Annotated in this window: 25 protein-coding genes and 1 tRNA gene; 12 read left to right on the top strand and 14 right to left on the bottom strand. The window is 66.2% G+C overall.

Features of this window, described 5'->3' with window-relative positions:
• Nucleotides 1-13: 13 nt before the first annotated feature.
• Both ACSC1S_RS10090 and ACSC1S_RS10085 read right to left on the bottom strand, forming a co-directional pair.
• Complete coding sequence (locus ACSC1S_RS10090) at nucleotides 14-1300, bottom strand: alanine--tRNA ligase-related protein (protein WP_435364178.1); 1287 nt, start codon at nucleotides 1298-1300, stop codon at nucleotides 14-16.
• A gap of 54 nt (nucleotides 1301-1354) precedes the next feature.
• The gene (locus tag ACSC1S_RS10085; protein WP_435318733.1) at nucleotides 1355-1870 is read right to left on the bottom strand and encodes a helix-turn-helix domain-containing protein; all 516 of its coding nucleotides are present in this window, start codon (nucleotides 1868-1870) and stop codon (nucleotides 1355-1357) included.
• A 138-nt stretch (nucleotides 1871-2008) separates the two neighbouring features.
• Here ACSC1S_RS10085 and ACSC1S_RS10080 point away from each other — a divergent pair.
• From ACSC1S_RS10080 to ACSC1S_RS10070, 3 genes are all read left to right on the top strand, one after another.
• Nucleotides 2009-2093 (top strand) — tRNA-Leu (locus ACSC1S_RS10080).
• Between the two features lie 265 nt (nucleotides 2094-2358).
• Complete coding sequence (locus ACSC1S_RS10075) at nucleotides 2359-2814, top strand: plastocyanin/azurin family copper-binding protein (RefSeq protein ID WP_435364177.1); 456 nt, start codon at nucleotides 2359-2361, stop codon at nucleotides 2812-2814.
• A 74-nt stretch (nucleotides 2815-2888) separates the two neighbouring features.
• A complete protein-coding gene (locus ACSC1S_RS10070) occupies nucleotides 2889-3446 on the top strand; it encodes a DUF420 domain-containing protein (RefSeq protein ID WP_435364176.1) in 558 nt (185 codons plus the stop codon).
• Nucleotides 3447-3459: 13 nt separating this feature from the next.
• Here the strand turns inward: ACSC1S_RS10070 and ACSC1S_RS10065 are convergent, their stop codons facing one another.
• From ACSC1S_RS10065 to ACSC1S_RS10035, 7 genes are all read right to left on the bottom strand, one after another.
• Nucleotides 3460-4002, bottom strand: a complete 543-nt coding sequence (locus ACSC1S_RS10065) for a GNAT family N-acetyltransferase (RefSeq protein WP_435364175.1) — start codon at nucleotides 4000-4002, stop codon at nucleotides 3460-3462.
• Between the two features lie 90 nt (nucleotides 4003-4092).
• A complete protein-coding gene (locus tag ACSC1S_RS10060) occupies nucleotides 4093-4638 on the bottom strand; it encodes a GNAT family N-acetyltransferase (RefSeq protein ID WP_435364174.1) in 546 nt (181 codons plus the stop codon).
• Between the two features lie 85 nt (nucleotides 4639-4723).
• Entirely contained in the window at nucleotides 4724-5251 is a 528-nt protein-coding gene (locus ACSC1S_RS10055) for a GNAT family N-acetyltransferase (RefSeq protein WP_435364173.1), read from the bottom strand.
• 45 nt (nucleotides 5252-5296) lie between these two features.
• Nucleotides 5297-6778 (bottom strand): amidophosphoribosyltransferase, encoded by a 1482-nt coding sequence (gene purF / locus ACSC1S_RS10050; protein WP_435364172.1) that lies wholly within the window; start codon nucleotides 6776-6778, stop codon nucleotides 5297-5299.
• Nucleotides 6779-7035: 257 nt separating this feature from the next.
• Complete coding sequence (locus tag ACSC1S_RS10045; RefSeq protein ID WP_435318725.1) at nucleotides 7036-7209, bottom strand: 50S ribosomal protein L37e; 174 nt, start codon at nucleotides 7207-7209, stop codon at nucleotides 7036-7038.
• Nucleotides 7206-7400, bottom strand: coding sequence for an LSM domain-containing protein (locus ACSC1S_RS10040; RefSeq protein ID WP_261651708.1), 195 nt, complete (start codon nucleotides 7398-7400; stop codon nucleotides 7206-7208). Before ACSC1S_RS10040 ends, ACSC1S_RS10045 begins: the two co-directional genes overlap by 4 nt.
• Before the next feature lie 107 nt (nucleotides 7401-7507).
• Nucleotides 7508-8572, bottom strand: coding sequence for a M20/M25/M40 family metallo-hydrolase (locus ACSC1S_RS10035; protein ID WP_435364171.1), 1065 nt, complete (start codon nucleotides 8570-8572; stop codon nucleotides 7508-7510).
• Between the two features lie 117 nt (nucleotides 8573-8689).
• Here ACSC1S_RS10035 and ACSC1S_RS10030 point away from each other — a divergent pair, with 117 nt between their 5' ends.
• The 3 genes from ACSC1S_RS10030 to ACSC1S_RS10020 are packed head-to-tail and all read left to right on the top strand — an operon-like array spanning nucleotide 8690 to nucleotide 10403.
• Nucleotides 8690-8998 (top strand): hypothetical protein, encoded by a 309-nt coding sequence (locus ACSC1S_RS10030; RefSeq protein WP_435364170.1) that lies wholly within the window; start codon nucleotides 8690-8692, stop codon nucleotides 8996-8998.
• Between the two features lie 38 nt (nucleotides 8999-9036).
• Nucleotides 9037-10002: a zinc-dependent metalloprotease gene (locus ACSC1S_RS10025; RefSeq protein ID WP_261651705.1), complete on the top strand. Its 966-nt coding sequence runs from the start codon at nucleotides 9037-9039 to the stop codon at nucleotides 10000-10002.
• Nucleotides 10003-10013: 11 nt separating this feature from the next.
• Nucleotides 10014-10403, top strand: a complete 390-nt coding sequence (locus ACSC1S_RS10020) for an Ig-like domain-containing protein (RefSeq protein WP_435364169.1) — start codon at nucleotides 10014-10016, stop codon at nucleotides 10401-10403.
• Here the strand turns inward: ACSC1S_RS10020 and ACSC1S_RS10015 are convergent.
• From ACSC1S_RS10015 to ACSC1S_RS10000, 4 genes are all read right to left on the bottom strand, one after another.
• Nucleotides 10400-10612, bottom strand: coding sequence for a DUF8527 family protein (locus tag ACSC1S_RS10015; protein ID WP_435364168.1), 213 nt, complete (start codon nucleotides 10610-10612; stop codon nucleotides 10400-10402). The two genes, ACSC1S_RS10020 and ACSC1S_RS10015, sit on opposite strands and share 4 nt — an antisense overlap.
• A gap of 16 nt (nucleotides 10613-10628) precedes the next feature.
• A complete protein-coding gene (locus ACSC1S_RS10010; RefSeq protein ID WP_435364167.1) occupies nucleotides 10629-11012 on the bottom strand; it encodes a nuclear transport factor 2 family protein in 384 nt (127 codons plus the stop codon).
• A 187-nt stretch (nucleotides 11013-11199) separates the two neighbouring features.
• Nucleotides 11200-11751: a hypothetical protein gene (locus ACSC1S_RS10005; protein WP_435318719.1), complete on the bottom strand. Its 552-nt coding sequence runs from the start codon at nucleotides 11749-11751 to the stop codon at nucleotides 11200-11202.
• Between the two features lie 49 nt (nucleotides 11752-11800).
• A complete protein-coding gene (locus tag ACSC1S_RS10000; RefSeq protein WP_435364166.1) occupies nucleotides 11801-12487 on the bottom strand; it encodes a helix-turn-helix domain-containing protein in 687 nt (228 codons plus the stop codon).
• Nucleotides 12488-12608: 121 nt separating this feature from the next.
• Between ACSC1S_RS10000 and ACSC1S_RS09995 the strand changes: the two genes are divergently transcribed.
• From ACSC1S_RS09995 to ACSC1S_RS09975, 5 genes are all read left to right on the top strand, one after another.
• Nucleotides 12609-15311 (top strand): AAA domain-containing protein, encoded by a 2703-nt coding sequence (locus ACSC1S_RS09995; RefSeq protein ID WP_435364165.1) that lies wholly within the window; start codon nucleotides 12609-12611, stop codon nucleotides 15309-15311.
• Nucleotides 15312-15403: 92 nt separating this feature from the next.
• Complete coding sequence (locus tag ACSC1S_RS09990) at nucleotides 15404-16321, top strand: SDR family oxidoreductase (RefSeq protein WP_435364164.1); 918 nt, start codon at nucleotides 15404-15406, stop codon at nucleotides 16319-16321.
• A gap of 64 nt (nucleotides 16322-16385) precedes the next feature.
• Nucleotides 16386-17237 carry a phosphatase PAP2 family protein gene (locus ACSC1S_RS09985; RefSeq protein ID WP_435364163.1) on the top strand — a complete coding sequence of 284 codons (852 nt, stop codon included), beginning with the start codon at nucleotides 16386-16388 and terminating at the stop codon, nucleotides 17235-17237.
• A gap of 54 nt (nucleotides 17238-17291) precedes the next feature.
• On the top strand, nucleotides 17292-17804 hold the full coding sequence (locus ACSC1S_RS09980) for a DUF6789 family protein (RefSeq protein ID WP_435364162.1): 513 nt from the start codon (nucleotides 17292-17294) through the stop codon (nucleotides 17802-17804).
• A gap of 146 nt (nucleotides 17805-17950) precedes the next feature.
• On the top strand, nucleotides 17951-18799 hold the full coding sequence (locus tag ACSC1S_RS09975) for a spondin domain-containing protein (protein ID WP_435364161.1): 849 nt from the start codon (nucleotides 17951-17953) through the stop codon (nucleotides 18797-18799).
• A 19-nt stretch (nucleotides 18800-18818) separates the two neighbouring features.
• Here the strand turns inward: ACSC1S_RS09975 and ACSC1S_RS09970 are convergent, their stop codons facing one another.
• Nucleotides 18819-21581: an ATP-dependent helicase gene (locus ACSC1S_RS09970; protein WP_435364160.1), complete on the bottom strand. Its 2763-nt coding sequence runs from the start codon at nucleotides 21579-21581 to the stop codon at nucleotides 18819-18821.
• Nucleotides 21582-21678: 97 nt separating this feature from the next.
• Between ACSC1S_RS09970 and ACSC1S_RS09965 the strand changes: the two genes are divergently transcribed.
• The gene (locus ACSC1S_RS09965; protein WP_435364159.1) at nucleotides 21679-22509 is read left to right on the top strand and encodes a hypothetical protein; all 831 of its coding nucleotides are present in this window, start codon (nucleotides 21679-21681) and stop codon (nucleotides 22507-22509) included.
• The last annotated feature ends 45 nt before the right edge of the window (nucleotides 22510-22554 follow it).

The raw sequence follows: 22554 nt of genomic DNA, 5'->3' as shown, positions 1-22554 counted from the left end.
CGGCTCCTGACCCCTACTCGCCCTGTCCCCGCAGGTCGGCGACGACAGCAGCGGGAGCCGACCCGATGCCCCCGCCCTGGGCGAACCGGTCGCTCCCACCCCCACCGCCGCCGTGTTCGTCGGTCACCGACGACACGACTGCTGCGGCGTCGTGGCCGTCCGCCGCCCCCACGACAACGAAGGTGCTGTCCGTCTCGCCTACGAGTGCGACGACGTCGGCACGATCCCCCGCTGCCGCTCGGACGACGGACTGGAGGTCGTTCGGCCCCACGTCCGCGACCGACCCCACGAGCCACGTTCTGCCGTCCCGTTCGACCACGTCGAGTGCAGCGAGCTGTGATTCGACGAGGTTCGTCCGCATGTCGGCGAGGTCGGACTCCAGCGACGAGACCTCGTCCTGTAACCGTTCGATACCGTCCGGCACGTCGTCCACGCTCGTCCCGAGCGTCCGAGCCGCGGCCAGGGCCGACCGCTTCTCCACTGCGCGCCGGTCGATGCTTCGCGGGCCGACCGCGAACTCGACCCTGGTGAGCCCCTCACCGGGGTTCGACCGGTCGAGCACCGTCACCGGCCCGATCTCCCGGGTGTTTCGGACGTGGGTGCCACCACACGCGGCCACGTCCAGTGGCCCCGCCGAGGGCTGGCCCGGCGTCACATCTCCCTCGCCGACGGTGACCAGTCGAACCGTGTCCGCGTCCGCGAACACGTCCTCCTCTGTCTTCGTGTTGAACGCGACGAACTCGTTCTCCTCGACCGCCTCGAGCGAGACCTCCTCCCACGTCACCTCTCGGGACTCCCACACCGCCAGGTTCACCAGGCGTTCGAGTTCGACCAGCACGTCGTCGTCGACCGTCGTCGAGGTCTCGAAGTCGACGCGGACCTTGCCCTCGTCGGCGGCTGGCTCCCCGGACGCGGATTCCTCGGCCGGGTCGGAGGCGGCCGAGATGCCGAACCCACCGTACCCGAGGTCGTCGAGGAGTTCCCGGGCCACGCCGTAGAGGACGTGGCTGGCGGTGTGTGCCCGCATGCAGTACATCCGGAACGTCCAGTCGATGTCACAGACGACGGTCTGGCCCTCGCGGAACGTCGGGTCCGCGGCCAGCGTGTGGACGTGTGTGCCGTCTTCGGCCTGCTGGACGTCGGCGACGGGCACGCCACCGATGGTGCCGCGGTCGGCGGGCTGGCCGCCGCTCTCCGCGTAGAAGAAGCTGGTCTTGAGTCGGACTTCACGTCCGTCGACGGCCGCCACGTCCGTCGAGAAGCGGGTCGTGTACGGCTCCGCCGCAGCGTTCTGGGTCATCGAGAAGCGAGACACGCCCAGCGAACAAAAACGCTGTGGGGCTACGGGTGTGGACTACGAATCCGCGAGTTCGACGTCGAGCATGTCTTCGAGCGCCGTGATGAGGCCGCCACCGATGCCGGCCTGGGTGGCACGGCCCTGTTCGATGGCGATGATGTCGGACTCGTCGACGCCGAGTTCGCTCGCGAGTTCCTCGCGCTGGAGGCCCTTCTTCTGGCGTTTCTCGGTGACGATCTTCCCGTAGTCCTTCACGAGGTACGGGAGCGGGTCGTCGTCGTAGTTCGTGCCCTCCTCCTCCCAGCGCTTGGAGTCGCCGTCCCAGACGTCGTTCGCCTTCGCGGCGTTCTGGACCGCCCGACGTTTCCGGTCCGACTCGTCCTGCTGGTTCGAGCGATTGCTCCCGCTCGACTGCTGCTTTTGCGCGTCGTCGTGGGGCGCACACGAGGGACACACCTGGAGTGTCGCGCCCGCGACGTTCGCCCGCCGCAGGCCGTCGCTGGCCGCGCCGCAGAGTTCACAGGTGTCACCGTCGCTGCCACCCGACGAACCGCCCGTCGAGTATTTCGGCATATCCCCCCCTACCGTGGCGTCCCATTTGAATACCCCGCTTTGTCGCGTTCCACCATGCGACGGGGCGGCACCGTCGCCGGAAAAGGACACGCTTTTATTTATCCCCCCAAAACGATTGAGTGCAGCAAGACACAGCGAGCGTGGGTAGCCAAGCCAGGCCAACGGCGCAGCGTTGAGGGCGCTGTCCTGTAGAGGTCCGCCGGTTCAAATCCGGTCCCACGCATCGCACAGGTGGCCACCAACTCAGCCACCAACACGATGCGGGTGCTCTCCTAACGGACAGCACCCACGCACAACTTACTGACGAAGCAACACTCGAAGAGAGTTGGCTTCGTCTTTCTCTCCAGGAAACCGACCGACGGGAGCGCTGTCGATGTGACTTCCGCGACCGACAGGCTTCTTACCACGTCGCCGGTTTTCACCCCCTGAGAACTGGGCCCCGTATTATGCTGATTCATTCCTAACCATCGGTCAGAGGTCCCGAACAGATGACAGACATCTCGACGACAGACCGCCGCACAGTCCTCCGAACAGCGGGTATCGCCCTCGCGACAGCTGGCCTCGCTGGCTGTCTCGGCTCGAACAGCCAGGGCGAGGCGACGACTCCCGAACCGACCGAGACGCCCACCGAGATGGAACCCGCACCCGATACTGGCACCGCGACGGTGCAGGTCGGCCCCGACGGGGAGTTCGTGTTCACGCCCGGAACCGACGACCCGCTCACGGTGACCGCCGGCACGACCGTAAAATTCGTCTGGGAGTCGAACACCCACAACATCCTCGTCACGTCGCAGCCCGAGGGGGCAGACTGGCCGGGCCACGAGCCCATCGAGAACGAGGGGTTCGAGTACGAGTACACGTTCGAGGTCCCCGGAACCTACGAGTACGTCTGTGAGCCTCACGAGTCGCTCGGGATGCTCGGCGAGATCGTCGTCGAGGAATGAGTCACCCCCCGTAACTCGCCTCCCGACTGTCCGACTGAGTAACCGCTTTCTGCCTGCGTTCCCGAGACCCTCGCATGGAGAAGACGGTCAAACGGAACGTCCCCGCCGTGACGGCAGTGCTGACGGTGGTCTCGCTCGCGCTGGTCATCGGGGCGGCGCGCCAGCTCATCCCGAAGTCGATACTCCCGAAGGCCCCCGAGTGGCTGGTCTCGGCGATTCCGCACGTCAACGCGGTCATCAGTCTCGTCGCCATCGGCGTCATCATCGCTGGCCTGCGCGCCATCAAGCGCAAGGAGTACGAGCGCCACCGGAAGCTGATGCTCGCTGGCGTGGGCCTGTTCTTGCTGTTCCTCGTGCTCTACCTCTACAAGGTCGCGCTGAAGGGGCCACACCCGTTCCCGGGGACGGGGCTGGTCGAGGTCGCCTATCTCGGGATACTGGCCATCCACATGATACTGGCAATCGTCTGCTTGCCCCTGCTGTACTACGTGCTGTTGCTGGCGTGGACGCACCCGATGGGCGAGCTGAAGGACACGAAGCACCCAAAAATCGGCCGCATCGCCGCCCCACTGTGGCTCGTCTCGTTCGTGCTGGGGAACGTGGTGTACGTCCTGCTCTATCTGGTCTACTGATTTTTCGGGAAACCTACTGCTCGTCCCACCACTGGTCTGCCGTCACGGCGTAGATGTTCGAGTCGTGGTGCTCGCCGCCGACGAACGCCCAGTTCGGAAGGGTGCCGACGTGGCGCATCCCGATGGATTCGAGCAAGGCGTTGGATTTCTCGTTGAAGGCGAAGGCCTCGGCCCGCACCGTCTCCATGCGGCGCTCCTCGAACAGGTAGGTGATGAGGGTGCGCGTCGCGTCTTTGCCGTAGCCCTGGCTGTGGGCGTCGGCCGCGAGCCAGCACGAGAGCATGGCGTGGCCGTGGCGCTCGTTCATCCAGGACGACCGGATGACGCCGACCGCTTCGTCGTCGTTCTTGGGGACGATGAGCAGGGTCAGGTCGTCGTCCGAGGAGACCTCCTCCTCGAACCACTCCTCGTGTTGCGTCTCGTTGCGTGGCTGGGCGATACCGAGGGAGACGCGGACGTCGGGGTCGTTGACGCCTTCGGTGACGAACTCGATGTCCTCCTCTTCCATGGTACAGAGGTCGACCGAGTCGCCGGACAGGAATGTCGCTCCGGGCATGGGAGGGCGTTCTCCCCCGATTACAAAAAGCCGTGTTCAGGTGTGGTACCGTGTGTCGTCGTGGTGGGTCGGTCGCTCACCGGCGACGGTCTACTCGCCAGCGTGTTCGGGCAGCCACTCGTCGGCGGTCACGGTGTAGAGCCACACGTCGTGGTGCTCGCCGTCGACGAACACCCACTCCGGCCACGTCCCGGTCCGCTCGAAGCCGACGGATTCGAGCAGACCCGCGGACGCCTCGTTGAACGCGAAGACACAGGCCATCAGCGACCGGATTCGGCGCTCACGGAAGGCGTACTCGACCATCGTCCGGGCCGCGTCGGAGCCGTAGCCGTTGCGGTGGTGCTCGGGGGCGACCCAGTAGCCGAGTTCGGCGGTCCCGTGGGTCTCCTCGATCTCCGCGATGGTGACCACGCCGACGGGCTCGCCGTCGGCGACGATGCACAGGTTCACCTCGTCATCGCCCGAGGCGACGTTCTCGAGCCAGTCGCGCTGCTCGTCGAGGTTGTACGGGGTGTGGTTTCCGATCGGGACCCGGACCGCCGGGTCGTTGATGCCGTCACGGAGGAACTCGATGTCGTCCTCCTCGAGGGTGCAGAGGTCGACCGTCTCGCCTGAAAGGAAGGTTGCGCCGGGCATTACCGGTGATTCTCCGGGCGACGGGATAAATCAGCCACAGGTGTGCTAGCAGTGCAGCAGCCGCATCACGGCAGTCGCCGGCACATCACGGCCACTCGTCCGCCGTGACCGCGTACAGGTTCACGTCGTGGTGCTTGCCGTCGACGAACCCCCAGTCCGGCAACGTCCCGGCGCGCTCGTAGCCGACCGATTCGAGCACCTTCGCCGAGGCCTCGTTGAACTCGAATACCTTCGCCATCACCGTCCGGAGCCGGCGTTCGGTGAACGCGTACTCGGTCGCGGTCCGGAGGGCGTCCGTCCCGTAGCCGTTTCGCTGGTGGTCGGGCGCGACCCAGTAGCCGACCTCGGCGTGGCCGTGGTGTTCGTCGAGGCCGTTGAGCGAGATGTTGCCCACCGGCTCGTCGTCGGCCACGATGACGAGTTTCACGTCGTCGCCCTTGCAGACACGGTTCTCGAACCAGTCCTCCTCCATCTGCATGTTGTACGGCGTCACGCTCCCGAGGTTGGGTCGCACGTCGGGGTCGTTCATCGCGTCGCGGAAGAATTCGAGGTCGTCTTTTTCCACCGGACAGAGGTCGACCGTCTCGCCGGAGCAGAACACTGGGCCGGGCATAGCTGGTGGTTCGCCGGGGCAGGGCGTAAGTAATCGGGTGCTGTGTCAGTCGTCCGCGGCGAGGTCCGCCCCGCCGATGACGGGACGCTCGACCTCGCGATCGGTCGACTCGCCCTCGATGTCGTAGGGGTACTCGCCGGTGACGCAGCCGAGACAGAGGTCGGCTCTGGCGCTGTCGAGCGCGCTCGCCACGGCGTCGATGGAGAGGTACGCCAGCGAGTCCGCGCCGATCTCCTCGCAGATGTCGTCGGTGGTCTGGCCCGCCGCGATGAGTTCCTCGCGGGTGGCCATGTCGATGCCCATGTAACATGGTGCGACGATGGCCGGCGCGCCGATGCGCATGTGGACCTCCTCCGCGCCGAAGTCCTTGAGCAGGGAGACGAGCTGGTTCGAGGTGGTGCCGCGGACGATGGAGTCGTCGATGATGGTGACGGTCTTGCCCTCGACGGTGGACTTGATGGGGTTGAGCTTGAGGCGGACCGCGCGCTCGCGCTCGTCCTGGGTCGGCATGATGAACGTCCGGCCCACGTAGCGGTTCTTCATCAGGCCCTCCGCGAAGTCGGTCTCCGCGCCGTCGTCCTGGGCAGCTTCGGCGTAGCCGGAGGCGAACGCGCGCCCGGAGTCGGGGACGGGCATGACCACGTCGGTCTCGATGCCCGATTCGTCCCAGAGGTGGCGGCCGAGTTCACGTCGGACCTCGTAGACGAGGTGGTCGTCGATGACGGAGTCGGGGCGGGCGAAGTAGACGTGTTCGAAGAAGCAGTGGGCGGTGTTCTCCTGGTCGACGAGCTGGTAGGAGTCGAATCCTGTCCCGTCCTCGTGGAGGACGACGAGTTCGCCCGGTTTCACGTCCCGGACGAGCTCGCCGTCGAGGGTGTCGATGGCGGCCGATTCGGAGGCCAGCACGTAGCCGTCCTCCAGTTCGCCGATACAGAGCGGGCGATTGCCTTCGGGGTCGCGCACGCCGAGGACCGTCTCGTCGTGCATGATGGTGAGCGAGTACGAGCCGTGGATGCGGCTCATTGTTCGCTTCACGGCTCGGACCAGGTCGGCTTCGAGGAGGTTGCGCGCGAGGTCGTGCGCGATGACCTCGGTGTCGCCATCGGAGGTGAACGCGTGGCCGAGGCCTGCGAGCTCGTCGCGGATCTCGTCGGCGTTGACGAGGTTCCCGTTGTGGCTGAGCGCGAGCGACCCGGACTTGAACGAGACGGTGAAGGGCTGTGCGCAGGACTTGTCGACGCTCCCGGCGGTCGGGTAACGGACGTGACCGATACCGGACTCGCCGTTGAGCGTCTCGATGTCGGACTGGGTGAAGGCGTCGCCGACGAGTCCCATCGCGACGTGGTCGTGTTGCTGGAAACCGTCGTGGGTGACGATACCGGCTGACTCCTGACCGCGGTGCTGGAGGGCGTACAGCGAGTAGTACAGCGGTCGCGCGGCATCACGGTCGGCGAGGGAGACACCGACGACACCACACTTCTCTGTCGGACCGTCCATCTGCGGGCGTTCGCCCGGCCCCTGTGTCATGGTCGTGGCTGAGGTGCCCGATGGTAAAAATCCCCGTGGTTGTGCGCTAATATCGACTCGCGACTGGTTAGATATGCACGGGTGTGCATACTTTCGCCGTCTGGAGCGGGGTCGAGGCGACACCAGAAGGGCTATCGGCGACAGTGCACGTTGCGAGCCCGAAGAGTGTCGCGGGGGCACCACCACGCGAGGTGGATGGGTCCGTGACAGCGCCGCGGCTCACGGGTCGATTGCTGTGAAGAGAGAAACCTTCGAATCTACTCGCCGGCCTTCGACTGCCAGGCGTACTCGCGACGCCTGGCGGAGTCGCCGAATCCGCAGGACGAGCAGACCTTCTTCTTCGAGTGGTACGACTTCTCACCACAGCGTCGGCACTTGACGTGTGTGGTGGTGTTCTTCTTCCCCTGGGAGGGTGTTCCTGCGCCAGTCATGGGCTTATCGAGACGACGTTATCGCCGCGTATAATGGTTGTGTTGTCGTCCTGTTCCAGGACGAGATTCATGTGCTGGTCGTAGCCAGTGAGTTCTCCCTCGTACGCTTCGCCGTCCTTGAGTTTGACCGTGACGTCCTCGCCGACTGCCGCTTCGAGAACATCGAGCGGTCGTCCACTCTGTTCGCTCATACCTCGAAGGCCTTCCGTCGCGTGCTTAAACGTACCGAGTTAGTTCGACCGAAGAACGGGTCGATTCGGGCGTGAGGGCGCTCGCGCGGGGGGACGTGAGAGTCGTGTTACACGTCGACGGCGAACGAGTCGTAGCGACTCGCCTGCCCGGCGAACGCGGCCAGGAGTTCCGCGACCTCCTCCAGGTCGTCGGTATCGATGACCTCGACGGGGGTGTGCATGTAGCGGTTCGGGACGCTGATGTTGACGGTCGGGACACCGCCGCGGGCGACGAAGAACTCCCGCGCGTCGGTGCCGGTTCCCATCCCTGCCGCCTGCAACTGCACGTCGATATCGGCGTCTGCCGCGGCCTTGCGGACCGCCTGCGTGACGACCGGGTGGTTCGCACTGCCCCGCCCCACCACCGGGCCCGCGCCGAGTTCGATGTCGCCCGCCTTGTCGGGCTGGCCACCGGGGTAATCCGAAACGTGGGTCACGTCGACCACGAGGACGGCGTCGAGGTCGAGCTGGAAGCCGACCATCTTCGCGCCCCGCGTGCCGAGTTCCTCCTGGACGGTCGAGACCGCATACACGGTCGCGTCGACCCCCGCCTCGGCGGCCATCCGGAGCCCTTCGGCGGCGGTCCACGTGCCGACCCGGTTGTCCATGCCACGGGCCGCGACGCGCGTGCCCATGAGTTCCTCGACCGTGCTGGAGAACGTGATGGGGTCGCCGACCTCGACGACCGCTGTGGCCTCGTCCCTGTCTGCCGCGCCGATGTCGACTGCCTGCTCCGAGATGTCGTCGATCTTGTCGTCGTCGGGGTCGCGGAGGTGGATGGCGGTCTGGGCGATGACCCCGGAGACGGGCCCGTCGGCGGAGTGGACGGTCACGTGCTGGCCCTTGGTCACTGTGCGGTCGGAGCCGCCGATGCGGCCGAGGTGAATGAACCCGTCGTCGTCGATGCGGTTGACGATGAAACCGATCTCGTCGGCGTGGCCGGTCAGGGCGATGTTCGGGCCGTCGTCGCTCCCCTCGTACACCGCGACCGCGTTCCCGTACTCGTCGGTGCGGACCTCGTCCGCGAACTGTTCGACGTAATCGACCCAGACGCGCTGGCCGCGGGTCTCGTAGCCCGACGGGCTCGGCGTCTCCAGCAGTTCCGTGAGGAAGTCCCACTGCGAATCGTTCATATCCGTGCCTGGGACGGGGACGGTTTGAAGCCCCCGGTTCGATGTGAACCCTGATTACGACAGGGCGACTGTCCGGTGAACACAACGCCTAAGGCCACTGTCGCAGAACTGACTAGTATGGAGAAATTCACCTTGCTCGAACTGCACCTCAACGACCAGGTCAGTTTCAGTAACGTCATCGGCAGCGACGCGGTCGACGAGGACGTCGAGGCGGCGACAGACGGCGGGACCGCGGCGGTCGCGGCCGACGAAGCCACCGAATCCGAATCCAGCGACGAGGACGCCAGCAGCGGGGCCCCGAACCCGCTGTTCCTGCTCGCTGGCTTCGTCGCCCTCGTGCTGGTCGCCGTCGGCGTCCGGAAACTGTTGGGCGACGACGACGCCGCGGAGCTCGGGCCCGAGATGGTCGAACTGGAAGACGAATAGACAGAAGGGTTTTGCCCGCAGGGGCCCAACTCGGGTCCGTGAGTCTCTTTCGTAGTGTTCGCGCGGTCGCCTCCTCCTCCAGTGGCGACGGCGTCATCGACTGGCACGCGGTCGCCGAAGCGGCGAAGGGTGCGACCGACCCCGGCTCGGTACGCCTGACGGACGCCGAGAAAGCTGGCTATGCGACGGACGTCCGGGACGCGCGAGACCGCGTCCGGGAGGTCGCCGGTATCGACTTCGACGTCCCGCGAACCATCGAGATACAGCACCGCCACCACTGGATCGACGCGAACATCGACACGTTCCGTCGGGTCCTGCACCCACTCGAAGCGCAAGAAGGGTCGATGTTCCCCGGCCTCGCCCGGACCGTCAACACCGGCACGATGTCGTTCATGCTCGGGTTCCTCGCCCGGAACGTCCTCGGGCAGTACGACCCGCTGTTGCTGGCCGGTGACGAGGTCGACGCCGACCACGCGCTGTACTTCGTCCACCCCAACATCGACCGCGTCGCCCACGCGCTCGACGTGGACTACCCGCGGTTCCGGCGCTGGATCGCCTTCCACGAGGTCACCCACGCCGCCGAGTTCGGGGCCGCCCCTTGGCTCTCGGAGTACCTCGAGTCCCGCATGGAGGAGGGCCTCGCGGAGCTCAAACACGGCCAGCTCGACCGCGAGGCGTTCCGCGAGATGAACGCCGCGATGACGGTCGTCGAGGGCTACGCGGAACTCCTGATGGACCACGCCTTCGACGACGAGTACGAGGACCTCCGCCGGAAGGTCGACGCCCGCCGGAAGGGGGCAGGCCCACTGAGCAAGCTCGCAAAGCGCCTGCTCGGCCTCGGGCTCAAGCGCCAGCAGTACGAACGCGGGAAAGACTTCTTCGAGTACGTCGCAGCCGAGCGCGGCATCGCCGCCGCCGGCGTCGTCTGGGACGGGCCAGAGAACCTGCCGACCGAGGAAGAACTCGAGTCGCCGCGGAAGTGGATTGCTCGCGTGAACCCCTGAGACGGGACGACTTGACCGGACAGGGACGCTGTTTTTCTCCGGTTTCGACGTATAATCCACGTGAAGCGTCGCGAGCTTCTGGGAGCCGTGTCTGCAGCGGTGACGACTGGCATGGCCGGCTGCAGCGGCGTGCTCGGCCCCGCGACAAGGACGAGGTCCCACGGACGGTCGACCTCTCGCTGACCAACGAGTACGTCCAGGGCGCGACAGCGTCGGTCACGGTCGACCCGGGTAGCTGGAGCCCGATCTCCGTCGAGGTTCCCATCAGTGGGTCGTTCGAGGCGACGATAACGGTCGGCGAGCACACCGAGACCGTCACCTGGAACACCTGCCCGTACTCGGGCGGCGGTATCTGGCTGTACGTGCAAGACGGAGAACTGGTGATTCTCCGGGAGAACTAGCGTCGTTCTCGCGAACTCCCCTGTCGGAACGCGTGGACGAGGTACGCCCACAGCAACGCCCCGGCGACGGCCCCACCGACGAGGCCGCCGAGGATGTAGAGCATGGACGCTTCGACCTGCAGCGCGACCATCGCCCCCGACGCGGCGACCATCCCGACGAAGACGTAGCGGAGTCTGTTCATCCCGGTGCGGCGGTCGTCCTCTGACATCGAGGGTCCGACCATCTTAGAGATCGTGTGGTGCAGAGACGTGCATGCTCACGAACTGCCACTCATCGTCGGCCTCGTCGATGCACTCCAGGGTCCCACTCCAGCGCGAGTCGAAGCCCCAGCGCTGCCCGGTCTCGACGTTGGTCCAGGCCAGCCGGACCTCGTCGTGGAAGATGGCGTAGTCGTCGCGCTCGGTGACCGACAGGTCGTGGCTCTCGACGGTCCACTCGTCGGTCGTCTTGGCCTGCTGGCGCAGGGCCTCCGCGACGGTGTCGTAGCCGCTGTACTGGTTGCTTATCGCGCCCTTCCAGGTCGCGTCATCCTCCAGAAAGTACGGATACAGCGGTTCACCACGACGGAGGGCTTCGTAGTAGTCCCTGACAGTGTCCTCGGCGCTCATGTTCGTGCGAAAGGGACGGGGTGGCTTGAAAGCACCTCTCCACCGAGGTTCAAATACCATGACGCGGCCACCGACGGTATGCACTGAGAATCGCCCCGGCGGGCGTCGCGGGTGCGCGGTGCGGCCCGCCGGGAGTCGGCCATCGGTACCGCCTGTTCGCCACCTCGTCAGCGAACGTGTCCCGGAATCACATGAAGCCGCGGTCGACCTCGTCGTCACCGATGAGGTCGTCCAGCTCGCTGTTGAGCACCTTCTCGGCGTCCTCGAACGTGGTCGCGAGGTCGTCCAGCTTCTCGGGACGGTCGTACTGGTCGTACTCCATCGGGCCGAACGCGGGGCTCTCCAGCGCGTCCATCATGTCGTCGAACAGGTCACCCGGCGTCGTGGGAGCGTCCGCGTGGGCCTGGAGCACCGCCTGCAGCTTCTTGGCCTTGTCCTCGGCGTCGTCCTCGTCCTCGGGTGGTGACTGGACAGCGAAGCGACTCGCCTCCTGCTGTTCGGGGAAGAACGAGCCGATCTCGTCGTCCAGCTTGCGCGCCACCTGCGTTCCGACGCCGCGGACCTCGTATGGGTTCTTCGCGTAGGTCTTGAGGTGGTAGACGCCGCTGTTTCGGTGTCCGACGTAGAAGTCCTCGCCCAGGCCGTTCGCCCGGTCGCCGGCGACGGCGCGCCAGCCCTCCGGGTCTGCCTTCGACTCGACTACCTCGGAGACGATATCGTCCCAGTCTCGAACCCGCATACTGCCGAGTATTCACTGCGGAGGAAAGAACGTATCGCTGGCGGCCGACTCAGTCGTGGTTCTGGTCTGGTACGAGGAGCGTGTTCTCTATCAGCGCGTCCATCCCGCGACGGATTCGCTGTGAGATCGCACTGTCCGAGATTCCGAACTCGTCCGCGAGTTGTGTGAGGGTGGTCCCCCGTGGGACGTCGAAGAACCCCTGCTCGTGGGCAGTGACGAGGGCGCTGTACTGCGATTCGGTGAGGCCGAAGTCGGTCCAGGCCTCGGGACGTTCCTCGGGCGTGTGAAGCCGCAGCAACGTCGGTTCGATACCGTTGTCCTGGCAGTGCTGGTGGAACCGCGAGACGCCGGTGTGGTCGTCGAACTGAACGCTGAAACGCCCCTCATCGTTCGTCCCGGAGGCGTCGAGGAGCACCCCCTCTGAATCGAGAATCGATTCCAGCAGCCCCCCGAGATGTGGCTCCCACTCCATCCGGACGAGCCAGTCGTTCCCGATGTTGTCCAGGATGGTGACTTCCTCCACCTCCTCCTGCCCCTGGAGCGCCTGCTCGATGTCAGTCTTCTCCGTTACATCGCCGGACACCCAGACGAACGGGATGACCCGTCCCTTCAACGGCACGATACGCTCCATCTGGACCTCGACCTCCCCGAGCGATTGCAATACGGGACCCAGCGGGAAGTCCTCCGGAGGGACCTGAAACGTCGCGATGATACTCATGAAGGTCTCTGTAGTCACATAGACGACACAACGTATAAACAGTCACCGAGGCAGCAGCTACCAGACCTGTAGCCGTTTCAGCAGTCGATCCCCACAGTGAGAGCCAGTGTTTATAGCCGAGGCCGACGGAACACCGACAGTGACTCTGCGAGGCGTCGTCACGGACGTGGGGGAAGAGCGAACCGTCAACACGAGCCACGGCACCTCGGAGCTCGTAGAGGTCGGACTCGACCGACACGAGGACGAACCGACGAGTGTGACGCTCTGGGGGCGGTGGACCGAGACTGCCGAGGTTCTCGAACCGGGGATGGAACTGCTCGTGACGAAGCCAGAGGAAGACGAGTTTCAGGGCGAGCTGTCGTACTCGACGACAGGCGACTCCTACGTGGTCGTCGAACCGGACTTCCTCGTCAACGTGACCGACATCCGCCAGTGGGTCCAGTGTCCGCGGCTGTACTACCTCAACAAGCTCTCTCCTGTCCCGCTGGCGTATCCCGTGACCAAAGGGACCATCGTCCACCAGGTGTTCGGCGACCTGCTCCGCGGGCGCGACCTGGACGAATCAGTCGAGGACCGGGTTCGGGGGAACGCACTCGAACTAGGGTTGCTCCAGAAATCCGCCGAGGACGTCGAGCGCGAGGTCGAGCAGAACGCCCGCGCCATCGAGGGCTGGCTGGCCCAGGGGCGATTGAGCGACCAGGACGAGTGGCGCTCCGAGCAGTTGCTCATCTCCGAGACGTTCGGCATCAAGGGGCGGGCCGACGCCATCCGCCGCGGCCAGCCGGTCGAACTGAAGACCGGGAAGAACCTCAAGTCCGACCCGCGCTTCCCCGACAAGATACAGGCCGCGGCGTACGCCCTGCTGCTGCAGGAACGCGGGGTGCCGGTGAACACGGGGACGCTGCTCTACACGAAGAACAAGGCACTCGACAAGGACGAGTTCACTGGCGACTTCTCGCCCGCCAAAGAGTTCTCCATCGGGAATGGTTTACTGAAATTTGTCGTGCGGGCCCGCAACGAGCTCGCCGCGATGGAGTTCGGCGTGGACGTTCCCACTGGGTACGAGGCGGATTCGAACTGCGAGTACTGCTTCGAGAGCGACACTTGCATGGTCGTCTCGGGCCGGCTGAACCAGGAGTCGAAGGCCGGGCAGATCGGGCGAGCGCTCCCCGAGGAGGAGCGCGAGTACTTCGACCGGATGTACCAGGCCATCGAGGCCGAACGTCGCGAGTCCCACCGGTCGTTCGCGAAGCTTTACAAGCAGACTGCGGCGGAACGCGCCGACGAGGACCGGGCGCTGGTCGACCTGGAACCAGCAGGAAAACGGGAATTGCCGGCCGGCCGGTGGGAGTTGCGTGCCGAACGAACTTCGTCGGCGGTCTCGAAGATTCGAGAGGGCGACTACGTCCTCGCCAGCGACGGCGACCCCATCCGCGGCCACGCCGAACTCGCCCGCGTCGAGAAACTGGCCGACGGGGAAGTCGTCCTGACCGCGGACGAGCCGGTCGACGTGCACCGGCTCGACACCTACCCCTCGGAGATGGGCATCAGCCGGATGCTCACGGCGGTCCACGACGCTCTCCTGAAGGGCGATTCTCGCCGGAAGGACGTGCTGTTCGGTCGTGAGGAGCCAGCGTTCGAGGAGACGGACGAGGTGTTCATCGACAACAACGACGCGCAGGACGAGGCAGTCCGGAAGGCCGTCACCGCCAAGGACTGCGCGCTCATCCACGGCCCGCCCGGGACGGGGAAAACCTACACCATCGCGCGAGCCATCCGGGCGATGGTCGAGCGGGGCGAGCGCGTCCTGCTCTCGGCGTTCACCAACCGCGCGGTCGACAACGCCCTCGAAGCCTTGCGCGACCAGGGGTTCGAGGACAGCGTTGCGTCGGAGACGCAACGAGCAGACGGCGAAGCCGTCGATATCTGCCGGGTCGGGACCGAATCGGGCGTCCGCGAAGACATGCTCGACCTCCGGCTCGACCAGACCGGCGACCCCGAGGAGTGCGTCGAGACCCTCGAATCGGCGTCCGTGGTCGCCGCCACGACCGCGACCTGTGGTGGGACGGTCATGCGGAACCAGGACTTCGACGTGGCGCTGGTCGACGAGGCAGGCCAGTTGACGGAGCCGGGGACCCTCGCAGCGGTGAACCTCGCGTCGCGCTTCGTCCTCGTCGGCGACCACCAGCAGCTTCCACCCGTTGTGCGGGCGGACGACGAGTTCCTCCACCGGTCGCTGTTCGAGCGACTCGTCACGGAGTACCCGGACGCCGGCATCTTGCTCGACCGGCAGTACCGGATGTCCCAGCGCATCCAGGCGTTCTCCTCGCGCGAGTTCTACGACGGCCAGTTGCGTCCCGCTACCGGCGAGGTCGCCGGACGGTCGCTCGCAGACCTGTCCGGGTTCTCGGTCGACTCGCTGCCGGAATACCTCCGCGACGGCGTCGTCATGGTCGACACGCCGGGTGACGACAACCGCCACACCGACGCGGTGGAGGCGACAAAGGTCAGAGAAGTCGTCCAGGCCTACCTCGACGCTGGCCTCTCGCCAGAGGACGTGGGCGTCATCGCCCCGTTCCGGGCGCAGGTCGCCGAAATCGGCAAGGAGGTCCCCGAGGACGTCGCGGTCGACACCGTCGACCGGTTTCAGGGGTCGGCCAAGGAGGTCATCGTCGTCTCCTTCGTCGCCTCCGGAGACCTCGACAGCCCCATCTTCGAGGACTATCGGCGGATGAACGTCGCGCTGACACGGGCCAAACGCGCCCTTGTCCTCGTCGGAGACACCGCGACGCTGGAGACGGACGAGGTGTACGCCAGGATGGTGGACTGGGCGTCGCGCTGAATCGACGGACCGGTAGACCGCCGTGAGAGCCCGTACTCCGCGACTGTTCGGGAGGGAAACACGTTATCACGACTCGCCACATACCGCCAGCTATGCCGAGGACGCGTGTGGCCACCAGAGCCGGTGTCGAGGATGTCGACCTGCAGGGTCAGACCGTTCTGGTAACCGGTTCGACGACCGGCATCGGCCGGGAGACCGCGCTGGCGCTCGGAAGCCTCGGTGCCCGGGTCCTCGTCCACGGTCGTGATCGGCGTGCCGGTGCCGAAACGGTCCACGCCCTGCAGGAGCAGGGGACCAGCGCGGAGTTCTTCCGCGCGGACTTCGCCAGTCTCGCCGACGTCCGTGACTTCGCTGACGACGTCAAGACGACGACCGGCGAACTCGACGTGCTGGTGAACAACGCGGGCGGCTACTTCCGACAGGGTCGGCTCACCGAGGAGGGTGTCGAGTACACGTTCGCGGTGAACCACCTCGCGCCGTTCCTCCTGACGAACCTGTTGATGCCCACGCTCCGTGCGGCTCCGGCCGGCCGTGTCGTCACCGTCTCATCGGAGGCCCACCGGAACGGGAAACTTGACCTCGACGGGGTCGAATCGCTCGAGGACTACTCGTCGTTCTCGGCGTATGCTCGTTCGAAGCTCGCGAACGTGCTGTTCACGTTCGAACTCGCACGGCGGCTGGACACCGTGACCGCGAACTGCCTGCATCCGGGCGTCGTCCCCGGCTCGGGTTTCATGCGGGACCTGCCGATGCCGATTCGCAAGCCCGCACAGTTCTTCGGGTCGCTCCTCGCGTGGGTCCCGTTCGTGCCGGTCGAGTCGGTCCGCGAAGGGGCCGAGACCCCGACGTTCCTCGCGGCGTCGCCCGAGGTCGCAGCCGTGACAGGTGCGTACTTCGACAATTGCCGCCAGCGTCGGGCCGCACCGGCCGCCCGTGACGAGGACGCCCAGCGACGGCTCTGGGAGTACAGCGTCGAGGCGGTCGGGCTCCAGGATGCCGAAGGGGTCTGAGACCGCCGTCTCACTTGGGTCCAGACACGAAAGCTTGAAACAATGTGCCAACGGAGAACCGGTAATGATTCGATTGGTCGGGTTGAGTGAGGCGATTAGAGAGGCGTTCCCCGCCGAGTACGCCGACGTGTACGCCGGTGTGACGAATCTCGGTGACCCGGGGGTCCTGACCCTCCTGCTCGCGGTGCTCTACTGGGGGTATCGGCGGGAATCGACCGCCCAGCTGGTCGGCTACGCCTTCGTCGCGTTCTCGCTGACCGTCTTGCTGAAGGGCGTGTTCGCGCTGCCCCGGCCACCGGCATCGGTTCGCCTCATCGAGACCACGGGCTACGGGTTCCCGAGCGGTCACGCCATCGCCGGTGCGGTCGTCTACGGCGGCATGGCGGTCGAGTTCGGGTGGCTGGAGTCCCGACTGCGAACTGCGGCCGCAGCGACTGTCGGCCTCGCGGTCGGGTTCTCTCGTGTCGTGCTGGGCGTCCACTACCTTGGCGACGTGCTGGTCGGGTTCGTCATCGGGGGTCTGGTCCTCTACGTGGGCCGCAGTGTCTGGGCGGGCCGCCCGATCGTCGGCTACGCCGTCGCAGCCGTGGTGGCCGTACCGGCACTCTTCGTCACGGGGGCGAGCGAGCTGGCCGTCACGTTGTTCGGGTCGTGTCTCGGTGGTGTGGTCGGCTGTCGCGTGCTCTCTGGCGTCGACGTGCCTGCCTCCTGGACGAATGCAGCCGCCCTCACAGTACTCGGCCTCGCGTTCGTGGTCGCCTTTCGTGAACTCGGCGCGGCCTTCGACGGCTCCATCGTGGGGATGGCGGTCCACGACGCGGTGCTGGTCGCCGGAATTCTCGCACTCCCGGCCATCGTTCAGGCTCTTCGTGATGCGATTCCGGTCCTCTCGGACTCCACCACCCGCACGAAGTAGCACACTGCTGATATTTGCGAGGCTCTTTAATACTGCCATGCCATATCGTACCACATGGGAAGTACCATCTCAGACGTCGAGGACGAAAACCTCGCGGAGGAGTCCGTCGACGAGCGGGAACGTGAAGACGAGTTGCGGGCTGCCCTGGCGAGCGTCGCCGCCGGTATCGTCGGGACGACGTTGATGACGCTGGTGCTGGTCGTGGTCAACGCGGTGTATGGGCCCAGCCTGGACGTGTTCGGCACGCTGGCAGAGCTCGCGGGTGGTGGCTCGAACGTCCCACTCGGGTTCGTGCTGTTCTTCGGTGCGGGGGCCATCGCCTGGCCGTTGCTGTTCGTCACCCTCGGCGCGTACCTGCCGGGGAAGACCCGCCCACAACAGGGCATGGTGTTCGCTGCCATCCTCTGGACCGGGTTCGTCACGGCGTTCGCGACGCGGTACAGCGGGAGCGACCTGGTGGTGTTCTTCGTGTTCTCCATCGTGACCCACCTGGTGTACGGGTTCTTGCTCGGATTCGTCACGGCCCGGCTGACGGGTCACTACGAGCGCCCCGAGATCGCGGTCTGAGCACCCCGAAACTGCCGGTCGGGACAGCCCACTGACCCGAACTCCGAACCAATTCTAGAACGACTTGCGACCCTCTCCGAAGAGAGTCGAGTCGGACCTTGAAAAATCGCTTTTTACGGCCTCTACCTCCGGTCAGATGAAGACAGATGTCAGACGCACTCACTTCCACGCGCCGTCGCTTCCTGACCATCGCTGCCGGTTCGACCGCCATCGGACTGGCCGGCTGCCTCGGTGGCGACTCGGGCGGGAGCCCGACCGACGAGGAACCGATGGCCGACGACGAGATGACGGACGACGGGATGGACGACACCATGACCGACGACGGTGACGAGATGACCGAGGGTGACGACATGATGAGCGTCACCTTCACCGTCACCGTCGAGAACGTCTCCGAACCCGGGACCATCACGACGGGCGCTGGCGACGAGGTCGCCGTCCCGCTCTCGCCCGGGGCCTACGCCATCCACGACGACATGGCGACCGCGTTCTCCCCCGGGTCGGCCGCGAGTTCGGGCCTCGAAGCCCTCGCCGAGGACGGGAGTCCTGGAACCTACGCCGACGAACTCGCCGGCGCGGACCACGTCGAGAAGACGGGCACCTTCACCACGCCCGATGGAGCCGACGGCCCGGCACCCATCTTCCCCGGCGAGACGTACACGTTCGAGGTGAAAGCCCACGCCGGCCAGCGGCTCTCGCTGGCGACGATGTTCGTCCAGTCGAACGATCTGTTCTACGCCTTCGAACCGACGGGTCTCCCGCTGTTCGAGGACGAACAGCCCATCTCGGGCGACGTGACCGACCAGCTCCTGCTGTGGGACGCCGGCACGGAACAGAACCAGGAACCGGGTGCCGGCGCGGACCAGGCACCGCGTCAGTCCGGCCCTGACACCGGGGCCGCCGAGGACGGGGTGGTTCGAACCATCGACGAGGTCGACGACATGTACCAGTACCCCGAGACCGAGGAGGTCATCAAGGTCACCATCACCCAGATGTAGGTCGTGTCGGTTCGGCCCCTCACTCCTCCCCGCCCGCCATCGCTCCCGTCCCCCTGAATGAATCGTCCCCGATCTCGTCGAGGACCCGCTCGTGGAACTCCTGTAAGGCCGCGCTCTCGTCCTCGGCCAGCACCACGTCGCTCGCCATGAGCGTCGCCAGCCCGAACGCCCGGGGCGTCGGCGATTCGACCCGGGTGTGGGTCACGTCCAGTTGCCCGGCCTCGATGGCCCGGACGATCTCCTCGATGCCCGCGACGTTGAGCTTGTCCTCCAGTATCTCCCGGTAGGTCTCCTCGATGACCGCGAACTCGTCCAGGTCCTCGGCGAACCCGAGCAGCATCTCGCTGGAGACCTGCTGTTGTTTCGCCGACTTCTCGTACCCCTTGTACCGCTTGAGTATCATCAGGGCCCGCGTCGCGTTGATGCGGAAGTACCGCTGGAGGAGTTCGGTCTCGGCGAGGCTCTGGCGGAGCAGGGTTCGAACCTCGGTCGCGTCGAGTGATTCCACGAGGCCGACCACGTCGACCTTCCGGTTCAGCGGCATCGACAGCACGAACCCGTTGTCGGCGACGCTCAGGCCCACGTTCGCGTTCGTCTCCTGTGCGCAACGGTAGGCGAGCAGCCGCGAGAAGCCGTCGTTGAACCGGCGGCCGTACGTCGAGTGGACGTAGTACTGGCGCTTGTACTCCTGGCGGTCTATCTCCTCCTCGATGGCGAGCCGGGAATCCGTACTCAGGCTCTCCGGGCCCGTATATCGAATCTGCTCGTCGAACATCCGCGCGATGGCCCGGACGCTGTTGTCGTCGAGGGGGAAGTTGCGGAGCCAGTGGCGGACCGCGGCTGCGCCGCCCCGCTCGTGTTTCGCGAGCAGGTCGCCCTGGAAGCTGGCGAGTTCCTTCCCGAGGTCGTACGAGAGCGGAAGGCGTTCCGAATACCACGAGGGCACCGTCGGGGCGGCGCTCGTCGGGTCGACGTACACCTTCGATCCTCGTCGATAGCGGAACTCGAAGTTGCGCCCGCCCAGGACGAACACGTCACCGGGTTCGAGCGTGTCGAGGTAGTTCTCGTCGAGCTGGCCGACCCACTCGTTGTCCGCCCGGGTGAACACCTCGCAGGTGAACGAGTCCGGGATGGTCCCGATGTTGGTCATGTAGATGACGCGGGCGAGGCGGCCCCGTTTGCCGATCAGGGTCTCCCCGACGGGGAAGTCCTCGTAGTGGTACTCGCCGTCGGGCGGGTCGTTCTCGTCGCGCCAGATCTTCGCGTAGACGTTGCGGTCCTCCAGCCCCTCGTAGTCCGCCGTGAGGTACCGGACGAGCTGGGCCCAGTCCTCGTCGGTGTACTCGCGATAGGGCCACGCCGACCGGAGGATGTCCAGAATCTCGGCTTCGGGGCGGACCTCGGCGATGGCCATCCCGTAGACGTGCTGGGTCGCCACGTCCTGCGGTTTCTCGGGAATCGCGACCGAGTCGACGAAGCCCTCCTGAGCTTTCTTGAGCATAACCGCACACTCGACCAGTTCGTCGCGGTCGAGCGCGAACACCCTCCCAGTGACGGTCTGGCCGACGCGGTGGCCCGCCCGCCCGACGCGCTGGAGCAGCGATGCCACGGACTTCGGGGAGCCGACCTGCACCACCAGGTCGACGTGGGGCATGTCGATACCCAACTCGAGGCTGGTCGAGGTGGTGACCACGTCGAGGTCGCCCTCCTTGAGCTTCCCCTCGATACCCTCACGGACGTCCTTCGACATGCTTCCGTGGTGGCAGCCCGAGTTCTCCTCGTCGTAGCCCGGGTAGTCCTCGCGCAGGCGCTGGAGGACGCGTTCGGCCCCCGAGCGCGTGTTCGTGAACACGAGGGTGTTGGTGTGGTCCTGTATCAGGTCGTGCAGCTGGTCGTAGAACCGCCCGGTGACGACCTGTCCCGGCGTGTCGATGAGGTCGTCGGTGGGACACCGGAGTTCGAGGTCGAACTCGCGGGCGAACCGCGTATCGACGATCTCGTACTCCCGGGGCTCGCCGTCGTCCTGCCCGACGAGGAACTCCGCGACCTGGTCCAGTGGCTCGATGGTCGCCGAACAGCCGATTCTGGTGGGCGAGTCGTGCGTGAGTGCCTCCAGTCGCTCCAGCGACACCGAGAGGTGGGTCCCGCGCTTCGAGGCCGCCAGCGAGTGTATCTCGTCGACGACGACGTACTCGATGGTCCGCAACTTCTCGCGGAACTTCGGCGAGTCGAGCAGGATGGCCAGCGTCTCCGGCGTGGTGTTGAGGATGTGCGGCGTCTCCTTCAACATCTTCTGGCGCTCGTTGCTGTCGGTGTCGCCGTGGCGGATGGCGTGGCGTATCTCGCCCACTGGTTCCCCGCGGTCGGTGGCGATGTCGCGGATGCCCTCGAGTGGCTCGGTGAGGTTCCGGTGGATGTCGTTGGCGAGTGATTTGAGGGGCGAGACGTAGAGGCAGTACACCGAATTGTCGAGGCCCTCGTCCTGCTCGCGTTCGCGGGCGAACAGTTCGTTCAGGATGGCCGTGAAGCTCGCTAGCGTCTTCCCGGAGCCGGTGGGTGAACAGATGAGCGAGTTCTCGCGCTCGTGGATGAGGGGGATGGCCTCCTTCTGGGGTGGCGTAAAGAAGCCCTCGTTCTCGGCGGCGAACTCGCCGAACTGCTCGACCCACCAGCTGCGGACTGCCGGGTCCAGCATGTCGAGGACGTGCTCGTCGTCGAGGGTGACCGTCTCCGGGTCGCCCTCGAACGCCTCGGTCTCGGCGAGCAGCGCTCTCCCGTCCATTGGCGGGGTCTCGGGGTTGCGTATGCAAGTGCCTTTGCCCTCGGGGGCACGCCACGGTAGGCGAACGGATTTGCCTATGGAACTCGTCATGTCGTGTATGGGAGGGGAGAACGGCGAGCCGGAGGAGCGGTCGCCGAGTCCGGAGTGGAGCGCGCTTGCGGGCGAGACCGCTCGCGTGCCACGGGCGGCCATCGTCGACGAGTGGGAGGCCTGCGTCGAGGCTCTGGAGACCGACTCACAGCGGAGTGTGGCGGTCCTGCGAGGCGTGGCTGCACTCGCCGCCGAGGACCCCGACGCGGTCGAACACACCATCGTCGACGTGGCCCCGTATGCCTCCTCGGGGGCGACCAACGTCCGCCAGCAGGCGACCCTCGTGCTGGCGCGCCTGGCCGAACACCATCCGGGTTCGGTGGCGGTAGCGGTCGACCAGCTGGGGGTGACCGTCGCGAACGCGCCGGACCTGCCGAGCCGGCGCCGGGCGACCACGGCGCTGGCCCGACTCGCGAGAACGGAGCCCGAGGCGGTCGCTCGCGTCGCCGACCGGCTCGTCTCCCAACTGGAGAGCGACGACGACTTCCTGGGAGAGGATGCCGCGCTCGCACTGGGTCGGATCACGCACCGCGGCACCTTGCCGGTCGACCTCGACCTGGACGTGGACGACCTGCTCCCGCTGTACGTGGCCGCGCTGGGAGCGCAGTTCCGCCGGGCGGTCCGGGTGGACGCCCTCGACGACTGCCTCGCCGTCGGCGAGGAACTCGACGACCTGCTGGCGAGCGTCACCGGCTGTGAGGGCCTGCGGGACACGCTCTCGGTCATCCTCGACGCGGTCGACGTTGCGGCTGCCCACGGCGGTGTCGCACCCGAGCCACTCAGGGACCGGGTCGCGGCGGTCGCCGAGCGCGCCGAGCGCGTGACCGAAGAACGATAGCGCTCGGCGGAGCGTCAGGGCTTTCCCGGTGGCCGACGCGCTCTC

It is taken from the genome of Haloarchaeobius pelagicus (assembly GCF_051207375.1).
Taxonomy (GTDB): domain Archaea; phylum Halobacteriota; class Halobacteria; order Halobacteriales; family Natrialbaceae; genus Haloarchaeobius.
This window is presented reverse-complemented; position numbering and strand designations above follow the sequence as displayed.